General features: G+C 38.5%; 14 protein-coding genes. All 14 read left to right on the forward strand.

The annotated features are described in order from the left end of the window. The first annotated feature begins 225 nt into the window (after positions 1–225). The 14 genes from TU92_RS01080 (at position 226) to TU92_RS01145 (ending at position 18,146) form a co-directional block, all read left to right on the forward strand. Entirely contained in the window at positions 226–1,359 is a 1,134-nt protein-coding gene (locus tag TU92_RS01080; protein WP_112164133.1) for a polysaccharide export protein, read from the forward strand. 4 nt (positions 1,360–1,363) lie between these two features. Next, entirely contained in the window at positions 1,364–1,798 is a 435-nt protein-coding gene (locus TU92_RS01085; protein WP_112164134.1) for an arsenate reductase/protein-tyrosine-phosphatase family protein, read from the forward strand. A gap of 16 nt (positions 1,799–1,814) precedes the next feature. Further along, the gene (locus TU92_RS01090; RefSeq protein WP_112164135.1) at positions 1,815–3,986 is read left to right on the forward strand and encodes a polysaccharide biosynthesis tyrosine autokinase; all 2,172 of its coding nucleotides are present in this window, start codon (positions 1,815–1,817) and stop codon (positions 3,984–3,986) included. A 48-nt stretch (positions 3,987–4,034) separates the two neighbouring features. Next, positions 4,035–5,228 (forward strand): hypothetical protein, encoded by a 1,194-nt coding sequence (locus TU92_RS01095; RefSeq protein WP_112164136.1) that lies wholly within the window; start codon positions 4,035–4,037, stop codon positions 5,226–5,228. 106 nt (positions 5,229–5,334) lie between these two features. Beyond that, positions 5,335–6,546: a cellulase family glycosylhydrolase gene (locus TU92_RS01100; protein WP_167457479.1), complete on the forward strand. Its 1,212-nt coding sequence runs from the start codon at positions 5,335–5,337 to the stop codon at positions 6,544–6,546. A gap of 19 nt (positions 6,547–6,565) precedes the next feature. Continuing rightward, positions 6,566–7,735: a glycosyltransferase family 4 protein gene (locus TU92_RS01105; RefSeq protein WP_167457480.1), complete on the forward strand. Its 1,170-nt coding sequence runs from the start codon at positions 6,566–6,568 to the stop codon at positions 7,733–7,735. Between the two features lie 41 nt (positions 7,736–7,776). Further along, a complete protein-coding gene (locus TU92_RS01110) occupies positions 7,777–8,880 on the forward strand; it encodes a glycosyltransferase (protein ID WP_167457481.1) in 1,104 nt (367 codons plus the stop codon). A gap of 9 nt (positions 8,881–8,889) precedes the next feature. After that, positions 8,890–10,047: a glycosyltransferase gene (locus tag TU92_RS01115; RefSeq protein ID WP_112164140.1), complete on the forward strand. Its 1,158-nt coding sequence runs from the start codon at positions 8,890–8,892 to the stop codon at positions 10,045–10,047. Between the two features lie 45 nt (positions 10,048–10,092). Then, a complete protein-coding gene (locus TU92_RS01120; protein ID WP_136627572.1) occupies positions 10,093–11,637 on the forward strand; it encodes a lipopolysaccharide biosynthesis protein in 1,545 nt (514 codons plus the stop codon). 3 nt (positions 11,638–11,640) lie between these two features. After that, entirely contained in the window at positions 11,641–12,618 is a 978-nt protein-coding gene (locus TU92_RS01125; protein ID WP_112164142.1) for a polysaccharide pyruvyl transferase family protein, read from the forward strand. 53 nt (positions 12,619–12,671) lie between these two features. Then, positions 12,672–14,087 (forward strand): mannose-1-phosphate guanylyltransferase/mannose-6-phosphate isomerase, encoded by a 1,416-nt coding sequence (locus tag TU92_RS01130; RefSeq protein ID WP_112164143.1) that lies wholly within the window; start codon positions 12,672–12,674, stop codon positions 14,085–14,087. Between the two features lie 222 nt (positions 14,088–14,309). Continuing rightward, positions 14,310–15,401 carry an acyltransferase family protein gene (locus TU92_RS01135; protein WP_112164144.1) on the forward strand — a complete coding sequence of 364 codons (1,092 nt, stop codon included), beginning with the start codon at positions 14,310–14,312 and terminating at the stop codon, positions 15,399–15,401. Positions 15,402–15,590: 189 nt separating this feature from the next. Beyond that, a complete protein-coding gene (gene cpsG, locus TU92_RS01140) occupies positions 15,591–16,970 on the forward strand; it encodes a phosphomannomutase CpsG (RefSeq protein ID WP_056773333.1) in 1,380 nt (459 codons plus the stop codon). A gap of 21 nt (positions 16,971–16,991) precedes the next feature. Next, on the forward strand, positions 16,992–18,146 hold the full coding sequence (locus TU92_RS01145; protein WP_112164145.1) for a glycosyltransferase family 4 protein: 1,155 nt from the start codon (positions 16,992–16,994) through the stop codon (positions 18,144–18,146). Positions 18,147–18,153: the final 7 nt, after the last annotated feature.

An 18,153-nucleotide genomic window follows, 5' to 3' on the forward strand; every position in this document is an offset into this window, starting at 1 on the left:
ATCTGAACTTAATACCATTGGAAATTGCTTCCTGTATGTGCAGATATTCGTGTGAGACGAATTAATCCAGGCAATTGTACTGACAGCTAATGAAATGCATTTTTGATTAATAAAAATGAAATTATCTATCCCGGGGTTTTCATTTCGATAAATCAGGCCGCTGCATCTTGTTATTAGTGTCTTTTACTGACAGATAAATCTATTACTCATTGATGATATGAACTTATGACGAAGAAATATTTAAAATTTTCTGTAGTTGCCATTGCATTAGGGTTGTTAAGTGGCTGTGTCCTGGTACCAGGACAATCACTCAGCACTTCAGGTAAAAACATAGTCAAGTCGCAAGATAACGATTACGACCTGGATAAAATGGTTAATGTTCTGCCTATGACACCTGGTTTGATTGACAGACTGCGTCCGGAGCCTGTTATCGCACGTTCCAATCCACAACTGGATGCTCTACTTAGCCGCTATGAATATCGGGTGGGGATGGGAGACGTACTCATGGTAACGGTGTGGGAACACCCGGAATTGACTACGCCGGCAGGCCAGTATCGCAGCGCCAGTGATACCGGTAACTGGGTAAATGCCGATGGCACTATATTCTACCCTTATATTGGGAAGGTCGCGGTAGCAGGCAAAACACTCAGTGAGATCCGTAAGGAGATAAGCAGCAGGCTAACCACCTACATTGAGAGCCCACAGGTAGATGTCAGCATCGCGGCTTTCCGCTCGCAAAAAGCCTATGTTACGGGTGAAGTAGCGAAAACAGGCCAGCAGGCGATTACCAATATCCCCTTAACCGTAATGGATGCCATCAATGCGGCAGGTGGCCTGGCTCCTGATGCCGACTGGCGTAACGTAGTGCTGACGCACAATGGTCAGGATTCTAAAATCTCGCTGTATGCCCTTATGCAAAAAGGTGACCTGACACAAAATAAATTGCTCTATCCCGGAGATATCCTGTTTATTCCACGTAATGATGATCTGAAAGTATTTGTTATGGGTGAAGTCGGTAAACAAACGACGCTGAAGATGGATCGCAGTGGTATGACATTAGCGGAAGCTCTGGGTCATGCTGAGGGTATATCGCAGGCGATGAGTGATGCCAGTGGAGTCTTCGTCGTGCGTCAGTTGAAAAAGGATAAAAATGGCAAGATTGCAAATATCTATCAACTGAATGCCCAGGATGCTTCTTCAATGGTTCTGAGTACCGAATTCGAGCTGCAACCCTACGATATTGTTTATGTCACGACTGCACCTGTTGTTAGATGGAACCGCGTTATTTCACAGCTCGTACCGACCATCACTGGTCTGCATGATATGACAGAAAACGTGCGTTATATCAAAAACTGGTGACCCAATGTTTAATTCAATTCTTGTGGTGTGCACCGGAAATATATGCAGATCTCCTATTGCAGAAAGATTGCTGAGAAATTATCTACCATCCAAAAAAATTGACTCTGCCGGTGTAAGAGCTTTGGTGGGACACGAAGCGGATGACACGGCGTGTTTAATATCGGAGCAAAACGGTGTGTCGCTTGAAGGACATTCTGGCCAGCAATTTAATGCATCATTGGCGAGAAGATATGACCTTATTCTTGTAATGGAAAAAGAACATATTGAGGAAATCTCGGAAATAGCCCCTGAGGTAAGGGGTAAAACTATGCTTTTAGGCTATTGGTTAGATAAGAAAGAAATACCTGACCCATATCGTAAAAGCTATGAAGCATTTGAGTCTGTGTACGGGAATATAGAACTCGCTTGTCAAAGTTGGATTGGCAAATTGAATAAATGATTATCGGGATAAAAAAATGGGAACTGGCGTAACCAAAAATACTGTTTTCAATGAATCAGACGAAATTAATGTGGGTCGTCTCATTGGAGAATTAGTTGACCACTGGAAAATGATTTGTTTAATAGTGTTTTTTACAACACTTATTGCAATAATTTATGTTTTATTCTCAACTCCTGTTTATCAAGCGAGTTCATTAGTGCAGGTGGAGCAAAAACAAGGAAACAGCATTTTAAATAGTTTGAGCCAGGTACTCCCTGATACCGCTCCCCAGTCTGCACCAGAGATATCGCTACTGCAATCTCGAATGATTCTGGGACAAACTGTTGATGAACTTGACCTGCGACATATTGTTAAACAGAATTACTTCCCCGTGTTTGGCAAGGGCTGGTCGAGAATTATCGGACAGAAGGAAGGTTTGCTGTCGATAGCTCATATGAAACTAGCCAGTGATGTAATCGGTTCGAATACAGTTTTAATAACCTTAGTTGATAACAAGAATTTTGTTGTGGAAGGTGAGGGGTTTAAATATGAAGGTACAGTGGGGGTAGTTTTAAAGAAACCTTATTTGACACTCCTGATTTCTACGTTTGATGCTGCGCCAGGCACTCAGTTTGAAGTGAAAGAACTCACAAGACTGGAAGCAATTAAAAAATTATCAAAATCTTTCGCTGTCAATGAACAGGGGAAAGATACAGGCATGCTGAATCTCACCTTGATAGGTGAAAATCCTGCACTAATTTCTAAAACACTAGACAGAATCAGCTCTAATTATCTGAAGCAAAACATTGAACGGCAGGCGGCGCAAGATGCCAAGAGTCTTGATTTTTTGAATCAGCAGTTGCCTCTTGTCAGGCAGGACCTTGATACAGCTGAAGATAAGTTGAATGAGTATAGAAAGCAGAAGAATTCTGTTGATTTATCTTTAGAGGCAAAGTCTGTATTAGATCAGATAGTTAATGTTGATAATCAGCTAAATGAATTGACATTCAAGGAAGCGGAGATCTCACAGCTCTATACAAAGGAGCATCCGACTTATAAAGCATTGTTAGAGAAAAGAGATACGTTACAGAGTGAGCAGTCGAAACTGAATTCACAGGTTTCAACAATGCCATCAACACAACAAGGTATCCTGAAATTAAGCAGAGATGTTGAATCCGGAAGGGCTGTGTACATGCAGTTACTCAATCGTCAACAAGAACTGAGTATCTCTAAATCCAGTGCCATCGGTAATGTCAGGATCATAGATCAGGCTGTTAGCGACCCTATTCCTGTCCAGCCCAGGAAGTTACTTGGAATCGCAATAGGTATATTGATTGGTGGTTTTATTTCAATAGGTACCATTGTTTTAAAAATGTCATTGCGTCATGGGATTGAGGCTGCAGAAGAATTAGAGAGTCTGGGAATAAATGTATACGCTAACGTCCCTATGTCCGAATGGATACATAAAAATGAACGTAAAGTCAGGAGATCAGGACGGGCAAAAATTGAAGCAGAACAAAAAAACAGTTTGCTGTTTTTGACTAATCCGGCCGATATATCAATTGAAGCTATTAGAGGTTTGAGAACCAGCCTGCACTTTGCAATGATGGAAGCTAAAAATAACGTGTTAATGATTACGGGTGCAAGCCCTAAGGCGGGTAAAACGTTCATTAGTTCTAACTTGTCAGCCACTATCGCTAATTCAGGGAAAAAAGTATTATATATAGATGCTGATATGCGAAAGGGTTACATCCACAAGGTTTTAGGTGTGCCTGTAGAAAACGGTCTTTCAGATTATTTATCCGGACGAGAAGAAATTTCAAAAGTAACTAAAAAAATAACTGAATCAGGATTCGATTTTATTTCAAAAGGTATAACGCCTCATAACCCGGCTGAGTTGTTAATGCATCCACGTATGCAAGAGCTAGTAGCATGGGCAAATGATAACTATGATCTTATCATCATTGATACGCCACCTATTTTAGCTGTTACAGATGCTGTTATTATCGGTTCTTACTCAGGCACAACATTAATTGTTGCCAGGTTTGAAGAGGATACAGCGAAGGAAATAGATATTAGCATACGTAAACTTGAACAAAATAATATTGTCGTTAAAGGATGCGTATTGAACGGTATAGTTCGTAAAGCAAGTAGTCGCTATGGTTACGGATATAACAGTTATGGGTATTCGTATTCAGATAAAAAATAATAACCTATATTTGTCAAACTATTATCAATTAAGCCGGCAAAAGAAAGTATGAATAAACTAAGAATAAGTGTGAATGATTTGGCTTGGTATACATTCCATATTTTTATATTTGTCAAAGCTTTTACCGGTCCATTAACATTATACTTCCCTTACATTCGCTTTCTACCAATAGCGATGATGATATTGTTACTTGGATATAAAGTATACACGGGTGTTTTGAAGGGGAAGAAGATAGTCCTGCTTATTGTATTTTTTATGCTATATGTTGTAATTGGTATAGTAAATAATTCATTGGTAGGCTCTGTTTTTGGTATTTACATTTTCGTTCCATTTCTATTTGCATTATTTTACTCGACTGTGTTGTATGAGCGTATTTTCTTTGATAATGCCAGCTTCAATTTTTTTTACTTTTTGAGTTGTGCAGCAGGTATATTTTATGTCAACCAATTCGGCGCGTCCTGGATTGGAGCAGAGCAAGAAATTGGCGGTGTTACAAAAGTGGTTTCTCGTGACTGGATATCAGATGGCATGATGAGAAACCCTGGATTTACCGGAACATCAGTGAGCTCAGCTACATTAATTATCATAAGTTGCACATTCTTAGGGTTTTATTTAATCAGTAAAAGACGCCTAATCAGTTTAGTTACATTGTTTGCAATGTCTGGCTATCTTATTTATCTGACAACAACTAAAACAACAATGGTCACACTCGGGTTTGTATTCGTGTTAGCGTTCTGCTCATCATTAATCACGAGATATACAGTGAAAATTACTTTTCTAATTTTAACACTGTTTTCATATTATTGTATGTTCAATATGAATAATATATCCACTGGTATGTTGACAAATACAATGCTAATCCGAATTTATCAAACATGGCCTAATGCTATGTTATTACTCGAAAACCCAGTCCAATATTTCATAGGAAAAGGGTTTGGGTCTATCGGTGTTCCGACATATTACTTCACTCCCGCAGAAGCAAATTCTGCCGATAACATGTTTGTTTATTTGTATGTAATTTTTGGCATGGCAAGCCTGATTTTTGCGTTTTATGCTATGATGAAATTTCTATACTTTAGGTTTGAGTCATCTAAGGAAAGTAAGCATTTTTTTATAATGACCTTAGTTGTTTTAACGGGAGGTATAACATCAAATCTTTTCGAGGCATCATTTTACTCAATATACGGAGGAGTTATAATTGGTCTTATATTGTCATATAAAACCCGTTTTAAATTCACGTAAAATAAAAGTATAGGGATTTTAAAGAAGCTCTCATTTGAAGAGGATTATAAAAATGTGCAAACATAAAAAACATTTCCCCCTGTACTTTTTTCTGGTAATGCTCTGCATGAAAGTGAGTGCTGCTGAGCAGATACAAGGAATAGGAATACATGCTAATAAATATAATAAGTCTTCAGATGCTATTCTAAGTTTGATTTCCAGGTCAGGGTTCGATTCATTCAGACAAGATCTCGCATGGAATGATATCGAAGTTACAAAAGGGCATTATTCAATACCATCAAAACTTGAGATAAATGATGTTCTCATTAAACAAGCCAGTGATCACAATCTTTCTCCCTTAGTGATACTTGGCTACGGAAACAATAATTATAACGCAGGCAGATATCCAACTACAGGTCAAGATATTAAAGCATTTTCGGACTATGCTAAATGGGTTGCCACACGTTATAAAGGCAAGGTTCCGTACTATGAGATATGGAATGAATGGACTGTTGGTACGGGCATGAAGGGGAAAGGAGATATTCCTTCATCGGATGTGTATCTACAATTAGTGAAAGAAACAAGCATCGCAATAAAGTCAGTTGATCCCTCTGCCAAAATTCTTGCAGCTTCAATGAACCCAATCAGCCCAAATGGCAGACGATTAGATATCTCAGATACAGCATGGTTCAACCAATTAATAGATCGTGGAATATTTAATTATATAGATGGTATTTCCATACACCCTTACTCATTCCTTAATGCTGATAAATCCTTGAGAAATCCGGAATACAATATTAAAAAAATTGATGATTTCTACAACAGTATTAAGCTTAAAAATCCAAAGGGAATACCCATTTATATTACAGAAGTTGGTGTGCCAACACATGCTGGTTTAGGTGGGGTGAGTGAAGAACAAGCTGCAGACTTTATTGTAAAATATACCATTCTCGCTAAATCGAAATCCTATATAAAAGGTGTGTGGTGGTACGATTTACGGGATGATGGTAAAGACTCTGATGATCAGGAACATAATTTCGGATTTTACAACTATGAATTTAATCCTAAACAAGCAGTCATAGCATTCACGAATATCAACAAGCTATTAAAAAATATGATTATCACCAATGTTGTCATCGGAGAAAGTAAAAGCGACCAGCAAGTTACGGTATCGCTCAACGACAGCGCAAAAAATGAAAGCCACAAAATAAAATGGAATGAAACTCAGTTGCAGCAAAATGGAAGATTCAAAGCCCTGAATTTAAAAACCAGTAACAGTGATTCAATGCCAGTTAATTACGATGAAAACAAACTAAGTCGTGATGTGTATTTTAAATGAAACTCATTTTGAGAATATAATGAAAAATATATTAATCGTAGTACGATCTGTTTCGTTTGGCATTGGTGTTGGTGGGATGGAAAAAGCAGCTACTCAACATATATATGAAATGCGTGATAAGGGCTATAAAATCTATCTCATTGCACCGGATAACAAGGTCAAAGGTAATATACCACCCTTCGTTAATTTTATTGACGTAAGCTGGCCTCACTGGGATAAATATAAAGTGCTAATGACAATGGGGTTAGCCTATCATCAATGGTGTAAACGTGTAGCAAAAAAAATAACAACAATGGAAAAGGATGTTGATATAATTCATTTTCATGGAGCATCAGCTGGGACTTTAGCTTTCTTGAGTAAAAAATTAATTAACAGTAAAGCTACTGTCGTTAACCCGCATGGAATGGAGGAGTTTGGTTCTGGTTCTTATTTACGACTTGCTAATCGTTTATTCACAAGATCACTATTAAAAAAATCTCATCTCGCTGATTTCATCATAGCAACAGATAATATCCTTGTGAGAAACGTTGCTGTTAATTTAAAAGTGCAGCCAGAAAAAATTTATGTTGTTCCTAATACAATTGATATTCAACAATTAGAAAGTAAAGTTAAAAAATCAGACAGAATGAAATCTATTAGTATTGTTAGTGTCGGTAGAATTGAGCATAACAAAGGCTATGATTTACTTGCGGCTGCACTGGTAAAATTAAAATCGACAAATAAAATAGCGGAAAATTTCTCATGGGATCACTACGGCAATGGCAAAATGAGAGATAAAATCATCGACTACAGTATAAAAAATAGCATCCCTTTGGTGGTACATGTGGGGGCATCGGATGAAGATGTTCAGTCTGCTATTGCGAATAGTAGTATCTTTGTCCAGCCCTCGAGATATGAAGGAAGCAGCCTTACGACATTAGAAGCTATGACGCATGGTGCACTTATTGTTGCAATGCCTGTAGGTGGTATTCCAGATAAAATTTTTGATAAAAAAACAGGTTTTCTATGTAAGGCTGTAACAACGTCAGCGTTGGCGATGAGCCTTAACGAGGCACTAAATAATACTTCTAATGATGAAATTCGAAGTAATGCAAAAAAATATGTACAAGAAAATTTCGATATTAGTGTTTCTTCGAAGAAGTACGATGAGTTATATAAAAAAATTATGACATCGAAGGGCTGCCAATGATTTTTTACTGTGAATCAAGAATATTTAGCGGTCAGGAGAGGATGTTTTTAACCGCAGCATGCGCATTATCACTCGACACAAAATGCATCCTTATTGTTAATAGAATGAATGCTTCTGCTATTGAGTTCTCAAAAAAAAATGGTAACTTCAGCGAAATTAATTTATTAGATAACTTTGATCAACGGTTTTCCTCACTGCTGGTATGGTTTCGTTGGAATAGGATATCTTCGCTATCATTATTTCTGAAAAAGAACAGATTGCAACATTCAACAATATGCGTTTCTCAGGGGCGGATTGAATCAGGAAATGTAGGGGTTATCGCTGGTAAACTTGCAAGGTTAAACGTTATTTCCTACATACCGATGGTTCATAGTCATGTTGAAATGGGATCTGGGAAGTTTAGCGGCGTAATGAAGGGCCTCTTATGTTCAATACTATATAAATTACCAGACTCATTTATTACAATAAGCAATGAAGTGGCAATTGAATTAAGGGGCAACTGTAAGGCAGAAATTAAAGTTGTAGAGAATTTTGCTCAACAGCGTGATTTAGAACATATTAAGGAGCCCCCGGCACTATTAGATGACAAAGAATACTACAAATTAATACTACCAGGTCGATTGCTTAACAAACAAAAAGGACAATTGGATTTGGTAAAAGCGTTAAAAATTGTGAGTGAAAAAACGTCACAAAAAATAGTGTGTTACATAGTAGGTGATGGTCCTGATAAAGATCTAATAAATACTGAAATTTATAAACTGTGCCTTAATCAAAACATTTTCATGCTGGGTAACAGAAGTGATTTACTGAGCATCATGTATGAATGTGATTTAGTTGTTCTGCCATCAATATTCGAAGGTGTACCTTTAGTTTTATTGGAAGCTGCTATATTGGGGAAAGATATTATCGCTTCCGACATCATTGGTTTTAAGGAATACCTCTCAGGGAATGATGTTTTCTCACCAAGCAATCCAGATTCATTAGCTGATAAAATAATTTCTAAACTGCAAAAACCAACTATAAGAGCTGTATATAGTAAGAGTCTTCAATATCTCATTTCAAGAAATGAAAAATTATTCACCGATGATTTTCGCAAAGCACTGAGTGCGTTATCTTCGGGGTTATTTATAGAAGAGAATAAATAAGGTTTTAAAATGAAAGATAAAGACATTGTTTTACTCTCAACTGCCGACTGGGATAATCCATTTTGGACAAACAAACAGCATGTTGCAGTGGAGTTATCCAGCCTGGGTTATAAGGTTTTTTATATTGACTCACTCGGTTTAAGGGCTCCGTCTTTTAATAAGAAAGATATATCCCGGGTTTTTAAGCGAGTGTCAAAATTATTTGCAGCACCGAAGAAAAAAAGAGAAAATCTTTGGGTGTGGTCACCGGTCACACTACCGTGGAACAAATATAAATTAATAAGAGCCTTCAATAAATTATATCTGAAATGGATGGTTAATTTTTGGACTCGTTACCTGAAGTTCAAAGATAAGGTAATGTGGACATATAATCCATTGACCAAGCGCTTAGTAGATGTCAGCGACTATAAATCTCTCATTTACCACTGCGTTGATGAAATAAAAGCCCAGCCAGGAATGCCTGTTACTATTTTAGAGGAGGCAGAAAACGAATTAATTAAAGATGCTGATATTGTTTTCGTCACCTCGCCTAATTTATATGAAAGTCGTAAAAAAATTAACCCAAACACACATTACCATTCTAATGTCGCAGATTTTAATCATTTCAATAAAAGTTTAACTGTGGACTTCCCGCGACCAATTGATATTAGAGATATACAAGGTCCAGTTTTGGGTTTTATAGGTGCAATAAGTAGCTACAAGGTTAACTTTGAACTTCTGAGTTATATTGCTTCACATAGGCCAAACTATCAAATTGTCCTTATTGGATTAGTCGGTGAGGGAGATCCGGCAACAGATATATCCATTTTGAAAGAGCATAAAAATATACATCTCATCGGACCTAAAAGTTACAATGAATTGCCTGCATATTTAAAATATTTTGATGTAGCCTTACTTCCCAATGTGATTAATTCCTATACTGACAGTATGTTTCCTATGAAGTTCTTTGAATATCTTTCCGCGGGCAAAAACGTTGTATCTGTCAATCTGAAAGCCATACAGGGTTTTAAGGATTACGTTAACATAAGCTCAACGAATGATGATTTTATAGCTGATATTGATAACGTATTATTAGGGAAAGGTATTTCATTAGATAAGAGATTAGAGTTGGCAAAGCAGTTTACCTATCACGAAAGAACCAGAAAGATGTTAGATCTCATTAAATAATCGACCAGTAAGATAAATTATCTTAAGAAATAAAGGTAAGTCAAATTGTCCAACGCGAAAAATGTGAGAATAGCAAAAAATACGCTGATGCTTTACTCAAGAATGTTGATGATAATGGTCGTTTCTTTATATACATCAAGAATTTTACTCCACGCCCTTGGGGTAGAGGATCTTGGTGTTTATAGTATTATCGCTGGAGTCATCATACTTTTTGGGTTTATTCAGAATGTAACGACTCTTGCAACTCAACGTTTCCTTTCTATAGGGCTGGGCAAAAACGATATTGAATGGACTAATAAAGCCTTTAACACAAGTGTACTCGTTCATATAGGTATAGCGGCCCTTATATTTATTGGTGGTGAAACAATTGGTGTCTGGTTTGTCGGTACTCATTTAAACATACCGCAGGACAGAATAAATGATGTGAATTGGGTTTTCCAATTTTCCCTTCTTGCATTGATGGTGCAAATATTACAGACACCATATATTGCTTCTATAATAGCCTGCGAGAGAATGGAGATATACGCTAAAATTGGTGTTCTGGATGCATTTCAACGGTGGTTTATCGTTTTCCTACTATCCTATTTTGACTTTGGCGATAAGTTAAAAGCGTATGGTGTATTGGTTTTATGTGGTTATTTTTTTGTTTTTGTTTGCTATTTTATATTTAGTGTCAGAAAATTCGATATTTGCAGGTTGAATCTTAAAGTAGATAAGAAAATTTTGTGGGAAATGTTTTCATTTTCTAGCTGGACATTAATGGGGTCTATGAGTGTTGTTGCACTATCTCAAGGGATCGCGATTTTAGTAAATATCTTCTTTGGTGTTGTCGCTAATGCTTCTCTCGGATTATCTGACCAGGTTTTGGCCGCAATTAATCGAGTTACAGGGAACTTTCAGACTGCATTTAATCCCCAGATAATTAAATCTTATGCATCCGGAGATTTTGTATATCTCAAGAAACTCATTGAACAGTCAAGTAAACTATCTTTTGCTTTAGTTTTATTAGCTGTTGTCCCTTTGTTTGTTGATACAAAGTTTATTTTATCTGTTTGGCTAGATTCTGTTCCAGAATATCTGGTATCCCTTGTTCGTGTAGTGGCACTCTATGTTTTGATAGATTGTATCTCAGGGCCATTTGTTACAGTCATATATGCGGTAGGAAAATTAAAGCGTTATCAAATCACTATTAGTATAATTATACTTCTTAATCTGGCTGTGGCGTTTTTACTTGTGTACAGTGTATTTCCATTGTATGTAGTGGTAATGGCAAGGGTGAGCAGTACAGTATTATTATTGGCTTATCGGTTAAATATGCTTGGTGGTCTGATTGACTTCGATATAAAAAATTATGTTTTAAAAACATTATCAAAATTAGTTTTTGTTTCGTTTTTGTCAGTCTCGTTAATTTATCTTGCGAATATATTATTGCCCAATGATTTCATTGGTCTATTCGGTCTGTTATTTATTTCAAGTTGTACAATCATTTTTCTCTTCTATGTGATCGTTTTTTCTGGTGATGAAAAGATGTTTTGCAGGAATAAAATCAGATTTTTGTACAATAAATTCTTAGTTAAATCATCAGGGTGAAAAATGAATAAATATGGTGTTATTGTTTATGAAGGTGGGAAGTTTAAAGAACAAAACATTTTAAACCTGGGGGATTACGTTCAAAGTACCGCTGCCAAACAATTTCTTCCGCAGGTGAATCATCATGTGACTCGTGAGGCCATGCATTTATATAATGATGAAAATATTAAGATGATCATGAATGCTTGGTATATGGCAAACCCGGATAATTTCCCGCCATCTGATAAAATCACTCCGTTATATGTATCTCTTCATTTAAATTCATCCATAGTGGATCGGATTTTTAGGCCGGAAGTGATCGCGCATTTTAAAAAGCATCAACCTATTGGATGCAGAGATAATCATACAAGGGATTTACTTCGTGCCAAAGGGATTGACGCTTATTACTCTGGATGCATGACCCTTACCTTGGGATGCACTTATAAAAGAGATAAAGTTAGCGATGAGGTTATTTTTGCAGATATTATGCATGATTCTTTATCTATGAAACAACTTCTGAAGCAACCACTGCGATTAGGTAAACGGATCCTTAACGGCAGAATTAAAGAATTATCAATTAAAAATGATATTTTGAAAAAGTACTTTGATGAAGACGTTTTAAAGAATGCAATTTACATTGACCAAATGGTTCCTTATATAGATGCAAATGTTGGATTTAAAATGGCTGATGAGTATTTAAAACGGTTATCATCTGCACGTTTTGTTGTCACATCGAGAATTCACACCGCTTTACCCTGCCTGGCTATGGGAACCCCCGTTATTTTTGTTAATGGTGGCTTTAAAACTAAGGTCGACAACTGCCGTTTCGATGGCCTGCTCGATTTCTTTAATCGTATAGACGTAGATAACTCGGGAGATTCACGTTGTAACTTCTCATTTTCTGGCAATAAAATCTCCATTAATACGGTGCTAAATAACAAAGATTTGCACATTCCTTTTGCTAATGAGCTCATTAAAAAATGCCAGGGCTTTACATGTTAATTAAATTTTAAGTGAAATTATAATTATTAACGTTTATTAGAATGAGTGAATATATGATTATTCCCGTAGTGATGGCAGGTGGCACCGGTAGTCGTTTGTGGCCAATGTCGAGAGAACTTTACCCAAAGCAATATCTTCGCCTCAATGGTGATAAGTCTATGCTCCAGGAGACTATCTCGCGCCTTGAGGGCCTGGATGTTGTTCCACCTATTCTCATTTGTAACGAACAGCATCGTTTTTTAGCTGCAGAACAGTTACGTCAGCTCGGTTTAGCCGCAGGCAACATTATTTTAGAACCGGTTGGAAGAAATACTGCGCCAGCCATTGCTTTAGCAGCGCTTAACGCCACCCTTAATGGTGAAGACCCACTTCTGCTGGTTTTGGCTGCGGACCATGTTATAGAAGATATCAATGCCTTTCATCAGGCAATCATTAATGCAATCCCTCATGCCGATCATGGAAAACTCGTGACTTTCGGCATTGTAGCTACCGGACCCGAAACGGGTTATGGATATATACAGCGTGGAGAGTGTTTAGGTGAAGGTAAAATGGCTTTTGACATTCAACGTTTTGTTGAAAAGCCAGATTTTGAAACCGCTAACCGTTATTTATCAAGTGGTGAGTACTATTGGAATAGTGGTATGTTCATTTTTCGGGCAAAAACATATTTAGATGAATTATCAAAATATCGTCCCGATATACTTAATGCTTGTCAGAATGCCTTCTCTAATATCGAGAAAGACTCCTTACAGGATTTTATAAGGGTCGATAAAGATGCTTTCCTAGCTTGTCCTGACGAGTCTATTGACTATGCTGTCATGGAAGCCACGGCTGAAGGTGTTGTCATTCCTCTCGATGCAGGATGGAACGATGTTGGTTCATGGTCAGCCCTGTGGGAAGTCAATGTAAAAGATACAAAGAATAATTGTCTCGATGGTGACGTTTTTACACATGACACTGATAATTGCTATATCAGTACAGATGAAAAATTAGTCGCAGCCGTTGGTGTGACGAATTTAGTTATTGTAAACACGAAAGATGCCGTTTTGGTCATCGATAAGTCGCAAGTTCAGGATGTTAAGAAAGTTGTGCAATATCTGAAAGATAATGAACGTCGTGAATACAAGTTACATCGTGAATCATATCGCCCGTGGGGCCATCACGATAAAGTAGTAGAAACGCCTCGTTATCATGTGAACCGTGTTACGGTCAAACCGGGTGGGAAATTTTCATTACAAAAACATCTTCACAGGGCCGAGCACTGGGTCGTGCTTTCTGGTACTGCTGAAGTGACGTTGGACAATAAGAAATTTCTTCTCACTGAAAACCAGTCAACTTTCATACCTATCGGTTCTATTCACATGCTAGAAAATCCAGGTAAAATCCCTCTGGAATTGCTTGAAGTAGGGTCTGGGTCTTATTTGGGTGAAGATGACATAATAAGATTAAAAGACCACTACGGGAATTGATGATTGAATATGTGATCTGAAAATATACCCGAATGTAATTAATTTTCATATGCATGGCTTAGCTTCCTCCTTTAGGTGTTTTATTTTTTATTAATAATAATACTTCAACATTTGGCACCAACAACTACACCCTTCATTATCCTTATATAATTCTGTTTCCATATATATATTTCATCTTTCTTGCCAGTGAACTATTACGGCAACTATTATATCGAGGTTAGAATGAATAATAGTCAGAGTAGCGTCAGCAAAAGTTATAGCATTCAGGCTTTAAGGGCTATAGCTGCGCTATTCGTTGTCTGTGATCATACAATTACACAGTTTAATATATATCATCACGTGCCGGGTTTAACGGGTGCAGTCCTGGATAATATTCAGGGGGTAGGGACGGTCGGTGTTTATATTTTCTTTATCGTAAGTGGCTATATTATGTCCTTCACCACTTTCAATAAGAAATGGGATAAAGATCAAGCTTTTCTATTTATGAAGAAAAGAGTGCTAAGAATATATCCAACCTATTGGATTTGGCTTACAATTTTGATTGTTTTTTGGTTGTCAGGGCTAGTCCTTAAACAACATGACTATTCATTAACTAAGATGATTACATCTTATTTACTTCTGCCCTACTCGGACAGCACTCCAAATAAAATAAACCCAGTACTCGGCCAGGGATGGACATTGATATATGAAGTATTCTACTATTTATTATTCGCCATATTAATTTTTTTAAATACTCCCAAAAAGCATGCTATTTTTATTCTAGCGTTGATTTTCGGTGTGGTTGTTTTTATGGGAAAAAATTCTGCTACAACAATACCTGCTTTAGATTTTTTTATGGCATCTCCCATTTTTTATTTCTTTATAGCAGGGATGGCCCTGTACACATGGCAGGCGGCAATACTCAGGTTTTATTCTGAGTTATCCGTTATTTATTTGGCAGTTTCAATTTGTATTCTGTGTTTTTATATCCTTGCTTTCAGTGGGTTCACACAAGAATATAAAGAAATTGCTATGGCATTACTTTCACTTGTCTTGTTTACATTGTTTTTGGCTAAGGGAGGGAATTGTAAGAAATTGAGTGTTCTGGGCGATGCATCATATTCATTGTACCTAAGTCATGGATTCGTTGTGATGGGGTATGGTGTGTTATGCAAAACGTTCTCTTTCTCTATGTTAACCCTGTTCATTGCCGGAATATTGACGGTTCTTATGTCCGTTTTAATCGGGCTATTAAGCTATTACCTGGTTGAGAAAAAAATTCAATTTGTTATCAATGGAAAGTTCATGACTCCTGCCAGAAATGGTTTCGTTTAGTCCGTCCATGTTTTTTTGAATCTGATAACTTTGCCTGTATGTTTTTTGCTTATAAATAACATTAAATTTTAAAAATATTTTAAATATATCGTCTCTTATCAAGTTATTCCAATCAGAAAGTTACTCACAATAATAGAGTTTCATTCGTATCAAAGACCATTATGGCCGTTGTTAATTTGAGGGTTAATTATGTCTGGGAAATTGACGTGTTTTAAAGCGTATGACATCAGGGGCGAACTGGGTACTGAATTAAATGAAGATATCGCTTACCGCATCGGACGGGCTTACGGGCAATATTTAAAGCCGACCAAAATGGTAGTAGGGGGCGATGTCCGTTTAACCAGCGAAGCATTAAAACTGGCTCTGGCAAGGGGATTACAAGATTCAGGCACGGACGTGGTGGATATTGGCGTCACGGGGACGGAAGAAATTTATTTCGCGACTTCATACCTCAGCCTTGATGGCGGCATTGAAGTGACCGCCAGCCATAATCCGATGAACTATAACGGCATGAAACTGGTGCGCGAAGAATCAAAACCTGTCAGCGGCGATACCGGACTTCACGAAATACAGCGTCTTGCCGAGGTGAATCAGTTTACTGATATCGCCCCTGAAAAACGCGGCACTTATGAGCAGGCATCGGTACTTGATGCTTATGTCGATAAACTGATCGGCTATATCGATTTTTCACATTTTCGCCGCCCGCTCAAATTAGTGCTTAATTCAGGCAATGGTGCTGCGGGGCATGTGGTGGATGCGATTGAACAGCGTTTTATCGCGGCGGGAGTGCCGGTTGAGTTTATTAAGGTTCATCACAACCCTGATGGCAATTTCCCCAACGGCATTCCTAACCCGTTATTGCCGGAGTGCCGTCAGGATACCACGGATGCCATTATCAAATATCAGGCTGATATGGGCATCGCCTTTGATGGTGATTTTGACCGGTGTTTTTTGTTTGACCACACAGGCGAATTTATTGAAGGTTATTATATCGTCGGCTTGCTCGCCGATGCATTTTTGGAAAAACACCCCGGTTCGCGCATTATTCATGACCCGCGCTTAAGCTGGAATACCATTGATATTGTCACTCAGGCGGGCGGTGTGCCGGTGATGTCTAAAACCGGACATGCTTTTATTAAAGAGCGTATGCGTCTTGAAAATGCCGTTTACGGCGGTGAAATGAGTGCCCATCACTATTTCAGGGATTTTTATTACTGCGACAGCGGCATGGTTCCGTGGCTGCTGGTGGCTGAATTATTGTTAGTGAAAGGCCAGTCATTAAGAACCCTGATTCATGACCGTATCAAGGCCTATCCTGCCTCCGGGGAAATCAACAGCGTTATCCTTCAGCCGAAAGAAGCCATTGGCCGGGTACTGGCCGTGTATGAAAGCGACGCACTGCACGTCGATTATACCGACGGTATCAGCCTTGAATTTGAAGAGTGGCGTTTTAATCTTCGCAGTTCAAACACTGAACCCGTGGTGCGTCTGAATGTGGAGTCGCGCGGTAATATCGCCCTGATGCAAAAGCAGACACAAAGTATTCTGGCTATTTTGTGCAAAGAATAATAAAAATTCTGAGGTTTGATTATGTCAAATGATGTAAGTGTTGGAATTGTCGCCGACTGGCTGGTGACATTTGCCGGGGCAGAGAAAGTTATCGCGGAATTTATTAAAATATACCCGGAGTCTGAACTCTATTCCGTGGTGGATTTTTTATCAGATGAGTCGAGAAAGTTATTTTATGGCAAAGACTCCACCACCTCTTTTATTCAGCGTTTACCCTTCGCCAAAACAAAGTATCAACACTATCTGCCCTTAATGCCTCTGGCCATTGAACAGCTCGACGTGACCAAGCATGACATTATTTTGTCCAGCAGCCATGCGGTGGCAAAAGGGGTATTAACCGGCCCTGACCAGTTGCACATCAGCTACGTGCATTCTCCGATACGTTACGCATGGGATTTTCAGCATCAGTATTTACGTGAGGCGGGGTTAAACAAGGGGCTGAAAGGTAAACTGGCTCGCTGGTTTTTACACAAAATAAGGATCTGGGATTACCGCACGGCTAACGGCGTTGATCACTTTCTGGCGAACTCACAGTTCATTGCCCGCCGGATAAAAAAAGTCTACGGGCGTGATGCGGATGTTATTTATCCGCCAGTTGATGTGACGCGTTTTCTGTTGCAGGAAGAGAAAGAGGACTTTTATTTTACCGCGTCCCGCATGGTGCCTTATAAGCGTATTGATCTGATTGTTGAGGCGTTTAGCCAGATGCCGGATAAAAAGCTGGTGGTGATCGGTGATGGCCCGGAAATGGCAAAAATTAAGGCTAAGGCCGAAAAGAATGTCGAAATTTTAGGGTATCAGCCTGATGCCGTTATGCAGGATCATATGCGGCGCGCCAAGGCCTTTGTCTTTGCTGCGGAAGAAGATTTTGGCATTACGCCGGTGGAAGCCCAGGCCTGTGGCACACCGGTCATTGCCTTTGGCAAAGGTGGCGTACTCGAAACCATCAGACCTTACGGCGAAACGAAGGCGACCGGGCTGTTTTATGCCGAACAGAGTGTGACATCGGTGATACAGGCCGTGCGGCAATTCGAGATGATTGGAAATTCTATTCTTGCGCAAGACTGCCGGGACAATGCAATGCGATTTTCTGCAGAACGTTTTCACCGCGAGCTGGAGGAATATATAAAAGGGAAATGGAATGAATTTAGCGAGAGCAAAAAAATAAGCTACTAGGTTTTTT

Source organism: Rahnella inusitata (assembly GCF_003263515.1).
GTDB lineage: Bacteria > Pseudomonadota > Gammaproteobacteria > Enterobacterales > Enterobacteriaceae > Rahnella > Rahnella inusitata.